This is a genomic window from Paracnuella aquatica, from assembly GCF_003332885.2.
Classification (GTDB): Bacteria; Bacteroidota; Bacteroidia; order Chitinophagales; family Chitinophagaceae; genus Flavisolibacter; species Flavisolibacter aquaticus.
The window spans coordinates 79,795-96,048 of the sequence record NZ_QOWJ01000011.1 but is presented as its reverse complement, the minus strand read 5'-3'; the positions used below and the strand labels follow the sequence as shown (position 1 = coordinate 96,048).

The 16,254-nt window shown below is 50.0% G+C and carries 18 protein-coding genes; 5 read left to right on the top strand and 13 right to left on the bottom strand.

Features of this window, described 5'->3' with window-relative positions:
* Positions 1–162 precede the first annotated feature (162 nt).
* Positions 163–1,002, bottom strand: a complete 840-nt coding sequence (gene porG, locus DRJ53_RS15185) for a type IX secretion system protein PorG (protein WP_114236560.1) — start codon at positions 1,000–1,002, stop codon at positions 163–165.
* Between the two features lie 504 nt (positions 1,003–1,506).
* Here porG and DRJ53_RS15180 point away from each other — a divergent pair.
* A complete protein-coding gene (locus DRJ53_RS15180) occupies positions 1,507–1,950 on the top strand; it encodes a DMT family transporter (protein WP_114236503.1) in 444 nt (147 codons plus the stop codon).
* A gap of 68 nt (positions 1,951–2,018) precedes the next feature.
* Here the strand turns inward: DRJ53_RS15180 and DRJ53_RS15175 are convergent, their stop codons facing one another.
* Positions 2,019–2,666 (bottom strand): GDSL-type esterase/lipase family protein, encoded by a 648-nt coding sequence (locus tag DRJ53_RS15175; RefSeq protein ID WP_114236502.1) that lies wholly within the window; start codon positions 2,664–2,666, stop codon positions 2,019–2,021.
* Positions 2,667–2,687: 21 nt separating this feature from the next.
* Positions 2,688–3,143: a CBS domain-containing protein gene (locus DRJ53_RS15170; RefSeq protein ID WP_114236501.1), complete on the bottom strand. Its 456-nt coding sequence runs from the start codon at positions 3,141–3,143 to the stop codon at positions 2,688–2,690.
* Positions 3,144–3,346: 203 nt separating this feature from the next.
* Between DRJ53_RS15170 and DRJ53_RS15165 the strand changes: the two genes are divergently transcribed.
* Entirely contained in the window at positions 3,347–3,781 is a 435-nt protein-coding gene (locus DRJ53_RS15165) for a hypothetical protein (RefSeq protein ID WP_114236500.1), read from the top strand.
* Positions 3,782–3,867: 86 nt separating this feature from the next.
* Positions 3,868–4,119 carry a hypothetical protein gene (locus DRJ53_RS15160; protein ID WP_114236499.1) on the top strand — a complete coding sequence of 84 codons (252 nt, stop codon included), beginning with the start codon at positions 3,868–3,870 and terminating at the stop codon, positions 4,117–4,119.
* A 113-nt stretch (positions 4,120–4,232) separates the two neighbouring features.
* Here DRJ53_RS15160 and DRJ53_RS15155 read toward each other — a convergent pair whose 3' ends face one another.
* Entirely contained in the window at positions 4,233–4,739 is a 507-nt protein-coding gene (locus tag DRJ53_RS15155; protein WP_114236498.1) for a DinB family protein, read from the bottom strand.
* A 778-nt stretch (positions 4,740–5,517) separates the two neighbouring features.
* Here DRJ53_RS15155 and DRJ53_RS15145 point away from each other — a divergent pair.
* The gene (locus DRJ53_RS15145) at positions 5,518–5,748 is read left to right on the top strand and encodes a hypothetical protein (protein ID WP_114236496.1); all 231 of its coding nucleotides are present in this window, start codon (positions 5,518–5,520) and stop codon (positions 5,746–5,748) included.
* 76 nt (positions 5,749–5,824) lie between these two features.
* On the opposite strand, the gene htpG is transcribed toward DRJ53_RS15145, so the two are convergent.
* The 9 genes from htpG to DRJ53_RS15100 form a co-directional block, all read right to left on the bottom strand.
* Positions 5,825–7,714, bottom strand: coding sequence for a molecular chaperone HtpG (htpG, locus tag DRJ53_RS15140; RefSeq protein ID WP_114236559.1), 1,890 nt, complete (start codon positions 7,712–7,714; stop codon positions 5,825–5,827).
* 191 nt (positions 7,715–7,905) lie between these two features.
* On the bottom strand, positions 7,906–8,784 hold the full coding sequence (locus DRJ53_RS15135; protein WP_114236495.1) for an NAD kinase: 879 nt from the start codon (positions 8,782–8,784) through the stop codon (positions 7,906–7,908).
* Between the two features lie 25 nt (positions 8,785–8,809).
* Positions 8,810–10,255: a POTRA domain-containing protein gene (locus DRJ53_RS15130; protein ID WP_162303889.1), complete on the bottom strand. Its 1,446-nt coding sequence runs from the start codon at positions 10,253–10,255 to the stop codon at positions 8,810–8,812.
* A gap of 67 nt (positions 10,256–10,322) precedes the next feature.
* A complete protein-coding gene (locus DRJ53_RS15125; RefSeq protein WP_114236493.1) occupies positions 10,323–10,979 on the bottom strand; it encodes a CBS domain-containing protein in 657 nt (218 codons plus the stop codon).
* A 34-nt stretch (positions 10,980–11,013) separates the two neighbouring features.
* Positions 11,014–11,790 carry an alpha/beta fold hydrolase gene (locus DRJ53_RS15120; protein WP_114236492.1) on the bottom strand — a complete coding sequence of 259 codons (777 nt, stop codon included), beginning with the start codon at positions 11,788–11,790 and terminating at the stop codon, positions 11,014–11,016.
* Between the two features lie 279 nt (positions 11,791–12,069).
* A complete protein-coding gene (locus DRJ53_RS15115; RefSeq protein WP_114236491.1) occupies positions 12,070–12,588 on the bottom strand; it encodes a CvpA family protein in 519 nt (172 codons plus the stop codon).
* Between the two features lie 113 nt (positions 12,589–12,701).
* Complete coding sequence (locus DRJ53_RS15110) at positions 12,702–13,160, bottom strand: GatB/YqeY domain-containing protein (protein WP_114236490.1); 459 nt, start codon at positions 13,158–13,160, stop codon at positions 12,702–12,704.
* 103 nt (positions 13,161–13,263) lie between these two features.
* Complete coding sequence (gene gldC, locus DRJ53_RS15105; RefSeq protein ID WP_175580760.1) at positions 13,264–13,614, bottom strand: gliding motility protein GldC; 351 nt, start codon at positions 13,612–13,614, stop codon at positions 13,264–13,266.
* A gap of 38 nt (positions 13,615–13,652) precedes the next feature.
* Positions 13,653–14,723 (bottom strand): glycosyltransferase, encoded by a 1,071-nt coding sequence (locus DRJ53_RS15100; protein WP_162303888.1) that lies wholly within the window; start codon positions 14,721–14,723, stop codon positions 13,653–13,655.
* 730 nt (positions 14,724–15,453) lie between these two features.
* On the opposite strand from DRJ53_RS15100, the gene DRJ53_RS15095 reads away from it, so the two are divergent.
* The gene (locus DRJ53_RS15095) at positions 15,454–16,161 is read left to right on the top strand and encodes a DUF4290 domain-containing protein (protein WP_114236488.1); all 708 of its coding nucleotides are present in this window, start codon (positions 15,454–15,456) and stop codon (positions 16,159–16,161) included.
* The last annotated feature ends 93 nt before the right edge of the window (positions 16,162–16,254 follow it).

Sequence of the window (16,254 nt, the reverse complement as noted above, 5' to 3'; positions counted from 1 at the left end):
TCTAAATAAGGCGCAAAGGTAATGTTTCAGACCGTGCTACCGGAGGCGAAAGCGGGCACAAACCCGCGTTTTTGCCATAAAAAAACCGGCACCGCCTGCCTTTCTGTTTAAATAAAAAAGAAAAGCCGCGGTGCCGGGAAAAATAAAATGAGCTGCCGATGGTTATCGAACCTCGGGGCAGCGGTACGATTGCAAGTTGAAGGAAACGGTGAACGTAGCCGTGGCAAACTGGTCTTTCTGCCGGCTGTTGCCGCGCTGGATGCCTTTGCCGCCAATTGGCGCACCGGTTTCGTACGACCGGTCGGAAAGCAGCAGGGCTGCCGTGGCCGAGCCATCGGGGTTGCGTGGAAAAACGGATTCCTCTACATAAGTGGAGCTCACGTCGTCGAGGTAATCAGTATTGGTAAAGCGGTGCACCACCTCAAAGCCCAGGTTGATGCGTTCGTTGAGGGCGTATTTGATACCCACGCCAAAAGGGATGCTGAAGGCCATAGAGCTGTATTGCTTCCGTTCGGGGTAGGCTGCGCTGCCCTGCCCTTCGGTGCCCAGTTGGCGCAGGTTGTACTTCTGGCCCTGCAGGTAGGCAAATGGGTCGTAGTTGAACATGCCCACACCCAGCGTTACATAAGGCGTAAAGTGCATGCCGGCTTCGCCAGGCAAAAACCGGTAAAAGTTGAAATCGCCCTGCAGCGCAAACTCGTACACGTTGGAGTTGAAGCTCAGGTTGCGGCGGCGCATGAATTCGTTGTGATCATTATAAATGTCCGAATATCCAATCCGTGCATAATTGGCTGCCACACGGGCAGCAATGTAATTGCCAAAATTTTTCCGAAAGAAAATGCCGGCAGCCATTTTGGGCCGGTTTACCCGAACCCTTGTGTTGAGGTCGCCGAAATAATGACCGGCGCCCACCGATATGCCAAACTCACCCTCCTGCACTATTGATTGCGCCCCTGCCACCACAGGCAGAAAAAACGCCAGATAAAGCATCCATTTTCTCATAAAACAAATTAACGATTCTTCAGCTAAACGGTGAAATGCGGTTTTTGTTTTAAGGCGGGCACAAAAACTGGAAGACTGCACCGGCAAAAAATGTTGCAACCACTGGAGCAGACTGTATAAGGCGCATAAAAAAAGCCGCCCTTTTAGGAGCGGCTTCAAAATTTTTTTTGGGTACAACCGGCCTAAGCTAAAAGGTTGACCAGGCAGAATAAAGTAATGACCAACAGCATCAGCCGGCCAAAGCTACGGAGCGACTGTGCAGATAATAACTGGTTCATAGAATTTGGTTTTTCTCAACAGCGTAAAGTTGCTGCAACAAGTTTACTGCATGATATATATTAGACAAAATGCCATTTTTCAACGCTAAGTGTTTCTCAGCACCCGATGGTGCTGAATTTTACCGGCCGGGGCAAAAAAAATTTACCTTCATCTGGCCACCCATAACGGCCACAGGCAACCGCAATACGAAAACCAACGATTTTTGGCTACAACCCACAGGCATACATGAAAAATCTATACTTGTTTTTTACGCTGCTGGCGGGCTGCCTGCTGCCGGCGCAGGCTATACTCAACAGCCGGCTGGGGCGCCAAACCGGTGGTGCACTGGTTGGGGCGTTGCTTTCGTTTTTGATTGGAACGGTTTGCCTGCTGCTGGCCAACAGCTTTATCAACGGCAGCTCACTGGTGTCGCTGAAGCCGGGCCGCACTTCGCCGTGGTATATTTGGCTGGGCGGCGTGCTGGGCGCATTTTTCCTGAGCTATATTACTTGGGTCAACCAGCGGCAGGGTGTGGCGCTTACTTTCATTTTAGTGGTGTGCGGGCAAATATTCATGGCCCTCCTGCTCGATCATTTTGGCTGGCTGGGCACCGTGCAGCGCAGCATTACACCCATGCAGTTGCTGGGTGTGGTGTTGATATTGGTGGGCATTTTTTTGGTAAAAAAATAAAAAGCATTGCGGCATAAAATACAAAAGGGGCCTGCGAGCGGCCCCTTTGTTGTTGGTACAAAAATTCGTTAGCGCACCTGCCGCTGCAGCAGCCCTTTCCAAAGCACATAACCCTGCCGGTTCATGTGCAGGCTGTCGGACACAAACAGCTCGGGCCGCGGCCGCCCTGCATCGTTGAGCATGGGCGTAAATACATCCACGAAAGCTGTTTGCGGATGTTGCTGTAAAAATGCACGGATGGCGCCATTGGCCGCTGCCATCTTATGCATCAGGTGCATCCGGCTTGGGCTGGGTTTGATGGACACGAAAGTGAACGGCACACCGGGCAGCTTGCTTCTTATTTGGGTAAACAAAGCTGTGAACCTGTTCACCACCGTTTGTGCACTGACGGTATCGGAATCTGCCAGGTCGTTTTCGCCACAATAAAAAATAATGCGGGAAGGGTTATAGCGGAAAATGGTTTCATTGGCATACCGCACCACATCGGGGATGGATGCGCCGCCAAACCCGCGGTTGAGCACCGGCTTGCCGGCAAAATCCTGTTGCAAATTTTGCCACAACCGGAACGACGAAGAGCCCACAAATAAAATGGGCCGTTTGGGTGGAGGCTGCTCGCTGTCCTGCCGGGTAAATGCCTGTATCTCGGATGCAAAAGGCGCTTCCTGGGCATTGCCCGCCAAGCTACACAGCAGCAAAAACACCAATAATATGCGCATGGTTAAATGGGATGTGTTGGATCAATAAATGCCCCGCTCGTCGTGGTTGAGCAGGTTGTGTGCAATGCTGCTGTCGAACACCATTTCCTTGTCGGAAATTACCTGGCGCAACAGGTCGTGAATGGTGATGATGCCGGCAAAAGCGCCTGCGCCATCATAAGCCACCAGGTAGCGGGTACGGGCTTCGCTCATGGTGTTCATGCACTGCTCCACGGTATCGCTCAGTTGCACCCGGGGCAGGTCGGTGGTCATTACTTCGGCTACGGTGCTGGTGTTGCTGTTGCGTCCTTTCAGCACTACGTTGCGGCTATATTCGCGTTCCGAAAAAACGCCTTTGTAGGCGCCATCTTCCATCACAATAAGATAGCTAAGGTTTACCGAATCGAGTTTCTTCAGGGCATCTATCACCAGGGCATCAGGAGCAATGACGTTAAAGGGCTGGGCCTTACTTTCCAGTATATGTTCAACGGTTCGCATAAAGGTTTACTATTTGCCTAAAAATAGGTCATAACTGCATTGGATGCGCAGTGCCAAGCTTGTTTTTAACCAATGTGCTGCGTGCCCTAACATCTGCAAAAAGTTTTACAAAATAGAAAGCGCAAAGGGTGCACAATAAATTTTAGCGCAATACATTTATAACAACATTGGCTGCACACATTTGTTTTACCTGTGTGGCGCCAATGCACCACCTGCTCATGAAGTCGCGCAATGTAATGCTTTCGCTGCTGCTGGTTTGCTGCCTCATGGCATGGGCCATGATCCGGACAAAGCCGCCGGGAGCAAGAGAAGCATTTGACCGAAACCCGCGCCAGCTGCAGTTTTCGGCAACCGCATTGTGCCGTCTGAAATGCCTGGGAATGGCGCAAAGCGACGCGGCTGCGGTGGTAGCCAATGGGCTGATTTTATACCACAAAAGCAACCGCCGCGCAACGCCCTGCCCTGTGTGGGTAGTGCAGGGTACAACGGCTACCGGCATTACCTGCAGATTGCGGCTGGAGCAATGTGCAGCCGGCACGATAGTAGTGGGTGCAGAAAGGCCCGGAATGGCAGCAACCTGCGCCTGCAACGATGCGCCACCGGGTATACCAATGCAGGAGCAACGATCTAAAAAATAACTTCGTCCTGTATTAAACTTACTTCACCGAAACCGTTCGAATTTTCCATACTTACCGCAATACTTTTACGCTTCAATTTCCTGTTGATGAAACTCCCAGAATACCTCCGGATAAATGAAGAAACCCAGTTTGATGTGTTGGAGCATCAAGGTGTTTTGCTGGCGGAACGCGAAGCGGCATACTGCACCCTGCGGCTGTATGCACTGGGTGATTTTTATGTGGAATTGCACCACCACCAGCACTTCAATGTGATTGTGCGGCTGCAGGCTTTTGCCACCGGCAGCCACCAGTTTGACCAATGGCTGGATGATATTGGGATTGATGAATTAATGGCGTAGTCGACATTTGACCGGCGACTATTTGAAATTATGAACGATGAATTATTGATTATTTGAGGTACTCCTAATTCATCATTCATAATTCCTCATTCATCATTTCCACTCCCCTTTTTTTATTGACCGCGGATGATGCGTACCGTTACCAGCAACTGGCCGAGATGGCGCATGGTATGTTCGGCTGCATGCACGTATAAACCCAATACCGTTGACGGTAGTTTTGCACGGCCCACATCGCGGTGGTCGGTGAGATGTTGCTCATCGGCGGCCGATAACGTGGCTAGTGCCTGCTCTATGCTTTCATGTAGGTGTTGTACCAGTTGCGCCGTGGTTTGAAAGCCAGACTGCGGGCTTCCTTCCGCTTTTAAATATTGCATCTGCGCCTCGCTAAGTGCTGCACCACGGGCATAGGTAAACAACCGGTCCAGCACGCCGCTCATATGCTGCAGGTGAAAACCCGGCGAGGCCAAACCTGCAGGTTTTTCCCACAACAGGTCGTCCGGAAAATCCTGCATCAGTTGTTCAATTTCTTCACGGGCCTGCAACAGTGCATGCGCCACTGGCTGCAGCAGTGCAGGAATATTGGGCAATGGACCGCGGAGCCATACTTCGGGAAGGGACATGGGAGATGCTGGTTGATTGATGGTAGATGATTGAGGTGAAATTATGAATTGCGGGTGGATAAGGGGGCATTTTTAAACCACGAAGACACAAGGGGCCAAAGGAGCACAATAGAAGGAAAGGGAACAATAGCAAAGCGAATAACTTTTATCCTAATTGCAGTTAGCCAGATTCAGCGCAAACGCAATCCACCCGGCCAGCCAATCATTTCAATCCTTTCCAATCACATACATCTGTGGTCATAAAAAAAGCCACCGGGTATACCCGGTGGCAAACTTGACGCATTCACTTGCGTCGGAAACAGATATTTGAATGGAGAAAGCCCGGTTAGACGATACTAACCGAAGGCGTCCATGAATGATCTGTAGATATCATGAATACCTCCTTTTTATTTGGTGAATACTAAAGATACGACAGCAGCACTATTCAAAATGCACTATTTTTTACCAAAATAAAATAACGCCGGGCTTTTGTGAAAACCTTTACAACCTGCACCTGTAGCGGCTTTTAGCCCCATCACAGCAGGAGCAAAAACAAATTATTTTACCCGCCGCGCCTCAAATCATTTTGGTATGCTGTTTGGTATTTGAAAAGAGAAGCCGGTACAGACCACTACAGATTCGGAACACCAGTTTTACTACCATACAATCGGATCTGTAAATAGGGGGCTGGCGCCAGACCAATGGCGGGTTAAACAATTGAAAGGAGAGGTCGAACCAACGTTTGACCTCTTTTTTTATTCCTTTGCCCCATAGTTTTGCCCCAAATATTTTTGCAAACATGACCCACGAATACACCATCAACGTGCAAAAGGTAGAGGAACTGCAAACCATTGGCAACCGCGATGAGCTGGAAAGCATTTTTGAAAAGGCCCGGCGCATTGTGGTAGGTGGCGGCATCGTGGTGCTGGAGCGCCGTTCGCCGGGCGGCGAAGTGTCGAAGTTTGATGAACTGACCACCGAGGAAGACCTCGCAACTTACCAGCAGCAAGTGCTGAAATACATGGACTGAATATTTTAAAAATAAAAAAGGGTGTCTCCGGAATGGGGACACCCTTTTTTGACTTTTTACTTCTAAATTTTGCCTTTTATATCAGGTTCACGCTGCGGTTTACAAACGCCGTGAGGTCGGCACCGGTAAGCATGCCTTGCGATAGCAAAGCCAGGTCGTAGGCTTGCTTGGCCAGGGCCAGTTGCTGCTCTTCGCTTTCGGCCTGCAGCATGCGGCTTACCAGCTTGTGGTTGCCGTTTACCGCCACTTTATAGCTGTCGGGCAGGTTGCCGTAAAAGCCCATTCCGCCACCGCCCATTTTGGCCATTTCCTTCATGCGGCGCATCCACTCTTCCATGGTTACATGCACCGGCAGTTCGTCGGGGCTGAGGGCTTCAATGTGCACCTGCATTTCGGGTTTGCCGATGGCCTTCTCAAACAGCTCTTTTACTTTTTTCGATTCGTCTTCGGTAAGTAAATGGCTGCGTTCCTCGTCCTTTTCAATCAGCTTATCCATCACATCGGCATCCACCCGTTTCCAGGAAATTTTTTCGCCTTTCATTTCCATGTGGTGGATAAAATGGTTATCGATGGGCGAATTCATCACCAGCACATCGTATTCCTTTTTACCCGCAGCCTGGATGTATGCATCCTGGCGGCCTGCATCCACTGTGTATAGGTACACCACGGTGCCGTTCTTGTCGGTTTGCAGCGGTTCTACTTTCGCTTTGTACTCATCGAGGGTAAAGTATTCGCCCTTGGTATTGGTGAGCAGCGCAAACTCTTTTCCTTTTTCAAAAAACTTGTCTTCCGACATCATGCCGTATTTTACAAACATGCCGATGTCGTTCCATTTTTCCTCGTAAGCCTTGCGGTCCTTTTTAAACAGTTCGCCCAGCTTGTCGGCCACCTTGCGGCTGATGTAAGCGTTGATCTTTTTTACGTTGCTATCGGCCTGTAAAAATGAGCGGCTTACGTTCAGCGGAATATCCGGCGAATCGATGACGCCGTGCAGCAGCATCAGGAACTCCGGTACAATGTCTTTTACCTCGTCGGTAATAAACACCTGGCGGCTAAACAGCTTGATCTTGTTGCGCTGCAGTTCCAGTTCGTTTTTGATTTTCGGGAAATACAGTACGCCGGTGAGGTTGAACGGATAATCCACGTTGAGGTGGATCCAGAACAGGGGATCTTCGGAAAAAGGATAAAGCTCCTTGTAAAATTTCAGGTAGTCTTCATCTTTCAGTTCCGAAGGCGATTTGGTCCAGATGGGCGTTGTGTTGTTGATGATGTTGGGCACTTCCACCGACTTGTATTTCGGTTCGCCTTTTTCATCAACGCCGTCTTCTTCGGTTTCGGTTTTGGTACCAAACTCAATGGGCACGGGCAGAAACTTGCCGTATTTGTTCAGGATTTCTTCCAGGCGGTGCTGGTCCAAAAACTCTTCCGACTCGCTATTGATGTACAGGATTACATCGGTGCCGCGGTCGGTTTTGTTGCCATCCGTTATTTCGTATTCGGTGCTGCCATCGCATACCCAACGGGCCGGTTCGGCGCCGGGCTGGTACGACAGGGTTTGAATTTCTACTTTATCGGCCACCATAAACGCCGAGTAAAAGCCCAGACCAAAACGGCCAATGATCTCGTTAGCGTCTTTGGCTTCCTTGAACTTTTCCATGAACTCGGTAGCGCCGGAAAATGCGATCTGGTTGATGTATTTTTCAATTTCCTCGGCGGTCATGCCAATGCCGCGGTCGGAGATGGTGATGGTTTTTGCCTCTTTGTCAAACGCCACGCTTACTTTCAGTTCGCCCAGTTCGCCAGGCGCCTGCCCCAGCGAGGAAAGCCGCTTGATTTTTTGCGTTGCATCCACTGCGTTGGAAACCAGTTCGCGCAGAAAAATCTCATGGTCGGAGTAGAGGAATTTTTTAATGATCGGGAAAATGTTTTCGGTATGGATCGAAATCGTCCCCTTTTGGTGCTGCATAAGCCGTTTATATTTTTTGTACAGTTTGGAAAAATAATGGCCGCCCGTGCGGTCAGGGGCGGTTAAACAAGGCACGGGCCAAAGCACCTCCGGTTGTCAAATTGACAGAAACATCAGGCGGCGCATTTTTACTAAAATGAAAAGACTGCATTAAAATCCCTGTCTTCCGACTGCGGACTTCCGACTTCCAACTAATTCCGCTTATCCAATCCCCACGACAACTTATTCCGCAGCGTTTGCAAAAAGTTGTTTTCGTTCAGCCGCACTAGGTTCAGCACAAAGCTTTCTTTGCGCACTGCCAGCAGCACGTCTTTGCTCACCAGTTCGCGCCGCGAGTCGAGGGCACAAATAATATTGGGCGCCCGGCTTTCCACTTCAAACGAAATAATGGTGTTATCGGGTACTACTATGGGCCGCACGTTCAGGTTGTGCGGTGCAATAGGCGTCAGCACAAAAGAGCAGGCATCTGGAAAAACCACCGGCCCGGCACAACTCAGCGAGTAGCCGGTAGAGCCCGTTGGTGTGGCCAAAATCAGCCCGTCGGCCCAATAGGTATTGAGTAATTCCCCGTTGAGGTAGGTGTTGATCTTGATCATCGGGGAAATGTCCTGCTTGTGAATGGCAAACTCGTTCAGCGCATAAGGCACATCGCCAAACAGCGGCAGGTTGGCATCAAGGTGCACCAGCGTTCGCTTGTCGATGATGTACGAGCGGCGGGCCAGTGCACGGATTGCTTCCCGCATTTCGTCGCGGCCAATGGAAGCCAAAAAGCCCAGCCGGCCAAAGTTGATGCCTACCACCGGGATGGCTTTATTGCGCACCAGGGTTACGGCATCGAGCAGGGTGCCATCGCCGCCAAGGCTTACAAAAAAATCAATGTCTTCCGACAGATCGGCTGAAGAAGTGAAATGCGTGGTATTGAGCGGCAGCGACACATGGCCCTGCATCTGGGAAAGAAAATACTGGTGCACCACAGGCACAAAGCCTTCATTGGCTAGTTCGTCGAAAAAAAGCTGTACGTCCTTAAGCTGGCTTTCTTCCAGCACCCGGCTGTAAATAGCTACCTTCAAATTGGTTCTTTTGTATTGCGGCTGATCAGAAGTAATCCTTGCGGTGCAAATTTAGGCCGTTTTGCCCGATCTGGTTGAAGCTCCATTCCAGCTTGATGATAAAGTCGTAGAATGTGATGATATCCACCCCTACCCCACCCGAGTACAGCATGCGGTTGGCCAGCATATTATCGCCAGGCTGCGGGTTATACACATATCCGGCGTTGCCGAAAATTTTTGCGTACGCCTTAAACGGAATATGATTGAGCCGGCGGAAGCGCTCAGATGGGATGCCTATGTTGGTGCTGAACAGGCGGTGCGCCAAGGTGGCTTTGGTGTAGCCCCCGGCCACGCCATCCACCACAAAGTACTCGTAACCCTGCATGAACATATCCGAATTGCCGATCAACGATTTGTTTACATAAGGCTGCTTAAAGGGCAACTTCACCGTTCCGGCGGTACGCAGGTTAAAAAACGATTTTTCGGAAAGCGGCCACGAGGCTGAAGTTTTTACATTGAGCTGCCACATGTTCAACGGCCGCTGAAAGCCTTTTTTCTGCACCAGCACGTTGGCAATAAAACCTTTGGTTGGGTAAGGAATAAAGTCAACATTGAAATAAGCCATGTTGTAGTACAACTCGGGCTGGCGTATGCGATTGTTGTTGAACGAATAAGCCGGGTTGATGGCCAGGATGGTATCTGCAATGCGCTCCTGCGAATACCGGAAGCCAAAAGTATGCGTGGTAAAAATGGCCGGACGATAGTTCACCTCCGCATAGCCGCGAAAATAAGAGTGCACAAAATCGTTGTTGTCCTTATAGGCCATTTGCTTGTTGCGCTCCGTGTTGTAGATCAGCTCTTTGTTGTGTCCTATCGCCACACCCATACCTGCCGACCACTTCATGGCTTTGTCCAAAAACAATCCCTGGTACGAAAAGCTGACGGCCTTGGTGTAGCCGTGCATAAAATTGAGGGTACTGCGGTCGCGGCGACCGGTGGTGTTTTTGTGGGTAAACTTGATGCCGTAATTTACCCGGTTAAAATCCATGTCTTTTTCTTTTACCCACTGCCCGAAGTTGCGGTCCACCATTTTCAAAAAAGGCACGGGATACACATACCAGCGTTCGCGCAGCTCGATGGTTACATAAGCTTCGTAACCACGCAGTGAGCTTAGCGTAACCACCACATCCAGGAACAGCCCAGTATTCATCAGGCGCTTTCTCGATTCGGTCAGTTCATTGGCCAGGTCGTTGAGCGGCAGCTGCTGGTGCAGTGCAAACGAAAGTTCGCGGTGAATAATATTGTCGCGGGTAATGCGGTTGCCGACGATTTTAATTTCCTCTATGGAAAAAAGGCCAGCGGAATCTTTGAGTGGAATTTCTTCGCGGGTGGAATAAAGGAGGGTACCCTCAACCGATGCAACCTGGCAAAAGGCGCAGCAATGCAGCAACAGGCAAGCCAGCATCAGGGAACAGAATCGGGCAACGCTCATCAGACAATGAATATAAGTCATCCGTACGAAATAATCGTGCGAATATCGATCCAGAGCGGAGGTGAGCCTAAATATTCAAGTAATGCATCAGGTTGTCGAAGTTGCCCCGCAGCTCATTTTCATACATTTCTTCGCCGAAATAGTACTTGATCGTGTACTCATAACGCTGAAAGGTGGCAATAATTGCCGAAACCTCAGTTTTAGAAAGCCGGATGGTTACCTGCATCATCCCGGTTTCGGTATCGGCAAAGGTGTTTAATTGGGTAATTTGTGCATCATTGGATTCTACAATGCGGTTGATCTCGGTAAACGAGTACGCCTTGGGTTCCATTTCCAGCACAATGAGGGCGCCGGGCTGCCCCAGGCTCATAAAGTCGGAAGCATTGCGCAGCAGGTCATTGTAGGTAACAATGCCCACCATCTGGTTTTCTTCCACCACCGGCACGATGCTCTGGTTTTTTTGCACGGCTACTTCAATGGCTTTTAAAAAATGGTCGTTGGCCTGCACAGTGGTGCCGCCTTCCGATATGGGCAGATCGCTCAGGCTGTTGTCATCGTCGCTGTGCAGCAGTTGCTCTTCGCTGATGATGCCGAGGTATTTTTCTTCGTCTACAATGGGCAGGTGCGATACGTGGTAGTCGTTCATCAGCTGTAATGCCTGATAAACCTTATCGCCCTTATGCAGGTAGGGAATTGTGTTCGATATGAGTTGTCGGGTTAACATGGATTACGGCCTTTACCTTAACAGACAAAAAAGATCAGGCTACTGTTGCAGGCTCAGCCAGTTTTTTTAAAAATTTATGAAGGATCACGTTGAACTCACCGGGCACTTCCATCATTGGTGCATGGCCGCATTTGTCAATAAAATGCAGCTCGCTGCCCGGGATCAGTTTTTTAAATTCCTGTGCCACAAAGGGCGGCGTGATAGTATCGTTGGCGCCCCAAATCAGCAGTGTGGGCTGTTTTATATTTTGTAATTCATCACCCAGGTTGTTGCGGATGGCGCTTTTTGCCAGGGCAATAATCTTGATGACCTTAATCCGGTTGTTGGTAATGGAAAAAATTTCATCTACCAGTTCGGTAGTGGCCATTGCAGGGTCGTAAAAAGTGATCTCGGCTTTTTTCCGGATGTATTCATAATCGCCCCGCTTGGGGTAAGTATCACCCATTCCGTTTTCAAACAGGCCCGATGAGCCGGTGAGGATGAGCGATTTTACCCGCTCAGGGTGTTTTAGCAAATACACCAGGGCTACATGGCCGCCCAGCGAGTTGCCCAGCAGGTGCACGCCTTTATAATCCTTGTATTCCAGAAAGCGGTGTACAAACTTGGCCAACCCGCCGACCGAGGTGTGCAGCAGGTCCAGATCAAACAGGGGCAGCATAGGCACCACCACTTTATAGTGATGCCGGAAGTATTCAATGAGGTCTTTAAAATTGCTCAATGCGCCAAAGAGCCCATGCAGTAACACCAACGGTTCGCCTTGTCCTTCCTCTATGTATCTGAACTTATTATGTTCTTTTATTTCGTATTGCATGCTCTTTTCCTTACGTTGCTAAAATAGCGGTTTTACTTCAATTTGATAATGAGGCAGCAGCGATACGCTACCTGAACTAAAACTGTTCCAACGGCCTGTACCCGAAACAGTAACGATGCGCTACAGCGGCTTGTTTACAAATTAATGCCAGCTGCTTAAAGCCTATTTTTTCGGCATGTGTAATGGTCTGTGCAGCAAAGTATGCCGGCAGCCAAAGAGGCCGCAGGTACAGCGCCCAAATTTTTGCAGGGATGAAAAACCCGATCCGGCGGGAAGCAATCAGGGTTCAAAAAAGCCTTCCAGTTCTGTAAACATATTTTTGAAAAAAGGCAGCACCATACCTAATAACCCCACAATGCGCGGCCCCAGTGGCTGCAACAACGGGTACGTGGTGGATGCGGCAAGAGTTTCCGGCTTAATGAGATTGAGCTGGCTGGCGTAAAAAAGCAACAGGCTCAGCACAAAAAGGTACAGCAGGGCAAAAAATAAAACACCGCCCAGCCGGTTGGCCCACCCCAGCGCCACTGCCTCCAGCCCCGATTCGATCATCTTGGCGCCCAGCCGCACCAGCAGCGCCACACCGATGAACACCAGCGCAAAAGCCGCAAAAGGCAGCCACCGCTCCGACAGGTTGGTATGCTCACCCAGGTATGCAGCCGCCACTGCCGACAGTTTTACCGCAGCGGCCAAGCCCAAAACCAAGGCCAGAAAAGAAAAAAGGGCCAGTACCAGCCCCTTGCGCCACCCTTTCCAAAGGGCCAGCACCATCAGGCCGGCAACAATGCTGTCGATAAACATGGAGGAGGATTGCGGATTTTGGATTTTAGATTTCGGCTGGCTTACTATTTAGGCTGCCAGGTCTAAGAATCAGATGGTTCCGAAATCCGAAATCTAAAATCCGAAATCGTAAATTATTTCTGGTTTTGCAACAGCTCTTTTACTGCTGCCGAAATGGCTTTGCCATCGGCGCGGCCGGCCAGTTTTTTGGTGGCGGCGCCCATTACCTTGCCCATATCGGCGGCCGAGGTGGCGCCGGTTTCGGCAATAATGGTTTGCAATTCGGCCTTTAGTGCGGTTTCATCCAGTTGGACAGGCAAAAACTGCTCGATCACGGCAATTTCTTCCTGTTCTTTCTGGGCCAGGTCGGCACGGCCTTGTTGCTGGTAAATATCCAGGGAGTCGCGCCGCTGTTTTACCATGCGCTGCAACAACTTTGTTTCGCCTTCTTCCGAAACGGCACCGTTGGCGCCGGGTTCTGTTTTGGCTTTGATGATCTCTGCCTTGATGGCCCGGAGTCCGCGCAGTGCAGCTTCGTTCTTGGCCTTCATGGCGTCCTTCATTTGCTCCATTATCTTTTGTTCGAGGCTCATAGCGGGGAGAGTTTATAGTTGATGGTTGGGAGTTGACAGTTGGGAGTTGGGAGTAAACAGCCATTCCATTCTGTCAACTATCAACTACCAACTGTCAACCAAATTAGCTGGCTTTATTTTCTTTCATCTGCAGTTCGCGGAACTTTTCGTAGAAACGGTGGGCAAAAGACTTCATTTCATCTACCAGTTCGGGTTGCTTGGTAGCGCGGTCAAACGTGTCGGCCATCGTCATAAAGGTTTGGTAGTAAAAGTCGGCCATTTCATCCACCATCATTTTCTGCGTCCACAGGTCAATGCGCAGGGCGGTTTTTTCCTGGCCATCCCACAGCGACAGCATCATGGCGCGGGCCTGCTGCGGCCGGTCGGCGGTGCTTTCTGTTGCTTTCCACTCAATACTTTCCGGCACCCGCTGGTCGTCCAGCGTTACATCTATAGTGATACTTGACTTGATCATTTTGTTGCGTTAATGAGCGGCGAAGGTAATTGATTCCCCTATTTTTCCGCAACGCCCAGGCTTTGCCAGGCTGCGGCTGCGGTTTGTTGCCAGCCTGTTTGCCCTGCCGCCTCGCGGGCAGCCACGGACAGCCTGCCGTGCAGCGCTTCGTCTTTATATACCTGCATCAGGCAGGTTGCCAGCAGCTGCTCGTCGCCGCCTTCGTAGTACAGCGCAACATTGCCTGCTATTTCTTTATGCTGCGGTTCGCTGGTGGCAATAATGGGCAAAGCTGCAGCAACGGCATCGTTCAGATAATGGCCATAACGTCGTACCGGGGTGGGCTGCACAAAAGCGTACGCTGCGGCAAAATACGCAGCGGCACCGGTCTGCCCTTCGGTCCATTGGGGCAGCACCACATCGTGGCGGTATTTATAGGAAGCCAGCATTTTTTGCAAATCCTCCACGCCGGCGGCTTCGCCACCAAGGGGCAGCAGCACCATTTTCCAACTTGTTTTTTGCCGGTGCTTGAAGCGGGAAAATGCTTTGAGCAAACCAATGATGTTTGGTGCGGCCGCTACCGGGCCGGCGTATAAAAAATACGGCTGGCCTTCGGTGTGCTGTTCTTGAAATTGGTTTGCATCAAACCCATTATCAACCGGCACAAACTGAGGTCCGCCCGGCAGCACCGTGATGTTAACAATGCCTCTCTTTTTAAGATCCGCTTCTGCAGCTAGGTCATTTACCCAAAAATGAGCGCCCTTTGCTTTGGCCGCATCTAACAGTTTAGGCCCCGGCGGCCGGTTTGGCGGTAAAAAAATATAGGTGGGAACTGCCCCGGCGACAAAGCTTTGCATACCGATACAAACCATTGCAGCCGCTTCCGATTTTTGTGCTGCTTGCTGCCACCTGTTCAGGGTGCGGCGGCGCACCAACACACCTGTGGGCTGCTTGTATGCCTGCAGCAATATTCGATTGTGCACCGCCGTAAATACTGTTGGTTTGTTGGTAAACAAAAGCACCTCGTGCTGCACACCCTGTTGCACCATTGCCAGCAGCAGGTGTTGCCACCACATGGCATCATCATTTATAACGGCAGCATCAGCATAAAAAAAAACTGCAAAACGCATGGGCAAATATACCGCGGGTGGCTTGCAGTAGCCCACCGGCATAAGTGTCGGCACCAATCGAACCAATGGATGCCATCGTAATTATACCCAAATGGATGTATAAAGTACTGCTTTAAATATCGGCAAGTTTCCACCGCTGCGGCAGGCCGATGCTCTGTAACTTTATACTACAGTGAAAGTAGCAGTGCCGGCCGTTGCTAACCCATCAAAAAACATCCAGATACGTGCTGGCATTTGTGGAAAATATTTCCGTCTTTGTAATAGAGGTTTCCGCTTTGGTGTGTTTATTCAACAAATGGGTGGATTCATTAAATAAAACAAAACACCTGGCGTGCAGAACCACCAATTGGCACCCAATTTGACAGATTAAAAACGAAGACAACGACGCTTCACCCTTAACATACGATTTTTTAAACGACCTCTTAGGTGGAAGAGGATGGTGGCTTGTAAAAGGGGCCTTGGTTCGGGGCCCCTTTCTTTTATGTATCGCTGATTACGCGGATTTGGTTTTGGATTGCGCGGATTTTTAAGCCACACAATTTTTCCTTATTTCATATTTTCCTTTTTCTGTTTTGCAAAAACAAGAGCATGCTTGTCGCTCCTTTTATATAAATAGAAGAGGAAATTGCCTGTTTGCGTCCTTGGCACAATTCAAGCCCATCCTTCCATCCGTGATAAAAATCTGCGAAATCCGTATTTATCCCTCAATCCTTGTTTACATTTGCTGCGTATGGAGTATAATACAGCCAGAAGTTACCTGATCATGCGGGAGTATGGCCGGCACATCCAAAAAATGGTGGATCACCTCCTCACCATTGAAGATCCGGTGCGGCGTCAGCAAAACGCATATGCGGTAATTGAGTTAATGGGTTTTTTAAACCCCCACCTGAAAAACGTTGAAGACTTTCGGCATAAACTGTGGGACCACCTGTTCCTGATTTCCGATTTTAAACTGGAAGTGGAATCGCCTTATCCCATCCCTACCCGCGAAGCACTGAAGGCACGACCCGACCCGCTGCCATACCCCAAAAGGTATCCCAAGTTTTCACACCTGGGCAAAAACCTGGAACTGGTGATCGACAAAGCGCTGGCAGAAGAAAACCCCGACAAGCGCAATGGATTTGCCAACGCAATTGCCTATTACATGAAACTGGCGTACAGCAACTGGCACAAAGACCAGGTGCACGACGATGCCATCCAGGGCGAATTGAACGCCATTACCAAAGGCCAGCTCGAATTTACCAACACGCCACATGTAAAAGCCTTCAGGCCGCAACAAGAGTCCCGCGAACGAGGCGGCGGCTATGGCAAACAACAGCGCAAGTTTGGTGGGCACCGCGGCAACAACAATGGCGGCGGCAACAACAACCGCAACGACAACCGCGGTGGTGGCGATAACCGCAACCGGCACAACAACAATAAAAAGCGATTCAAATAATTGCTACACCCTTGCTGGTGCAGCATGCAAACCTCAGCGCCCGGCGCATGTAAGTTGATTGTTATACAGTCAACTTATTTTTTTGAAACAACA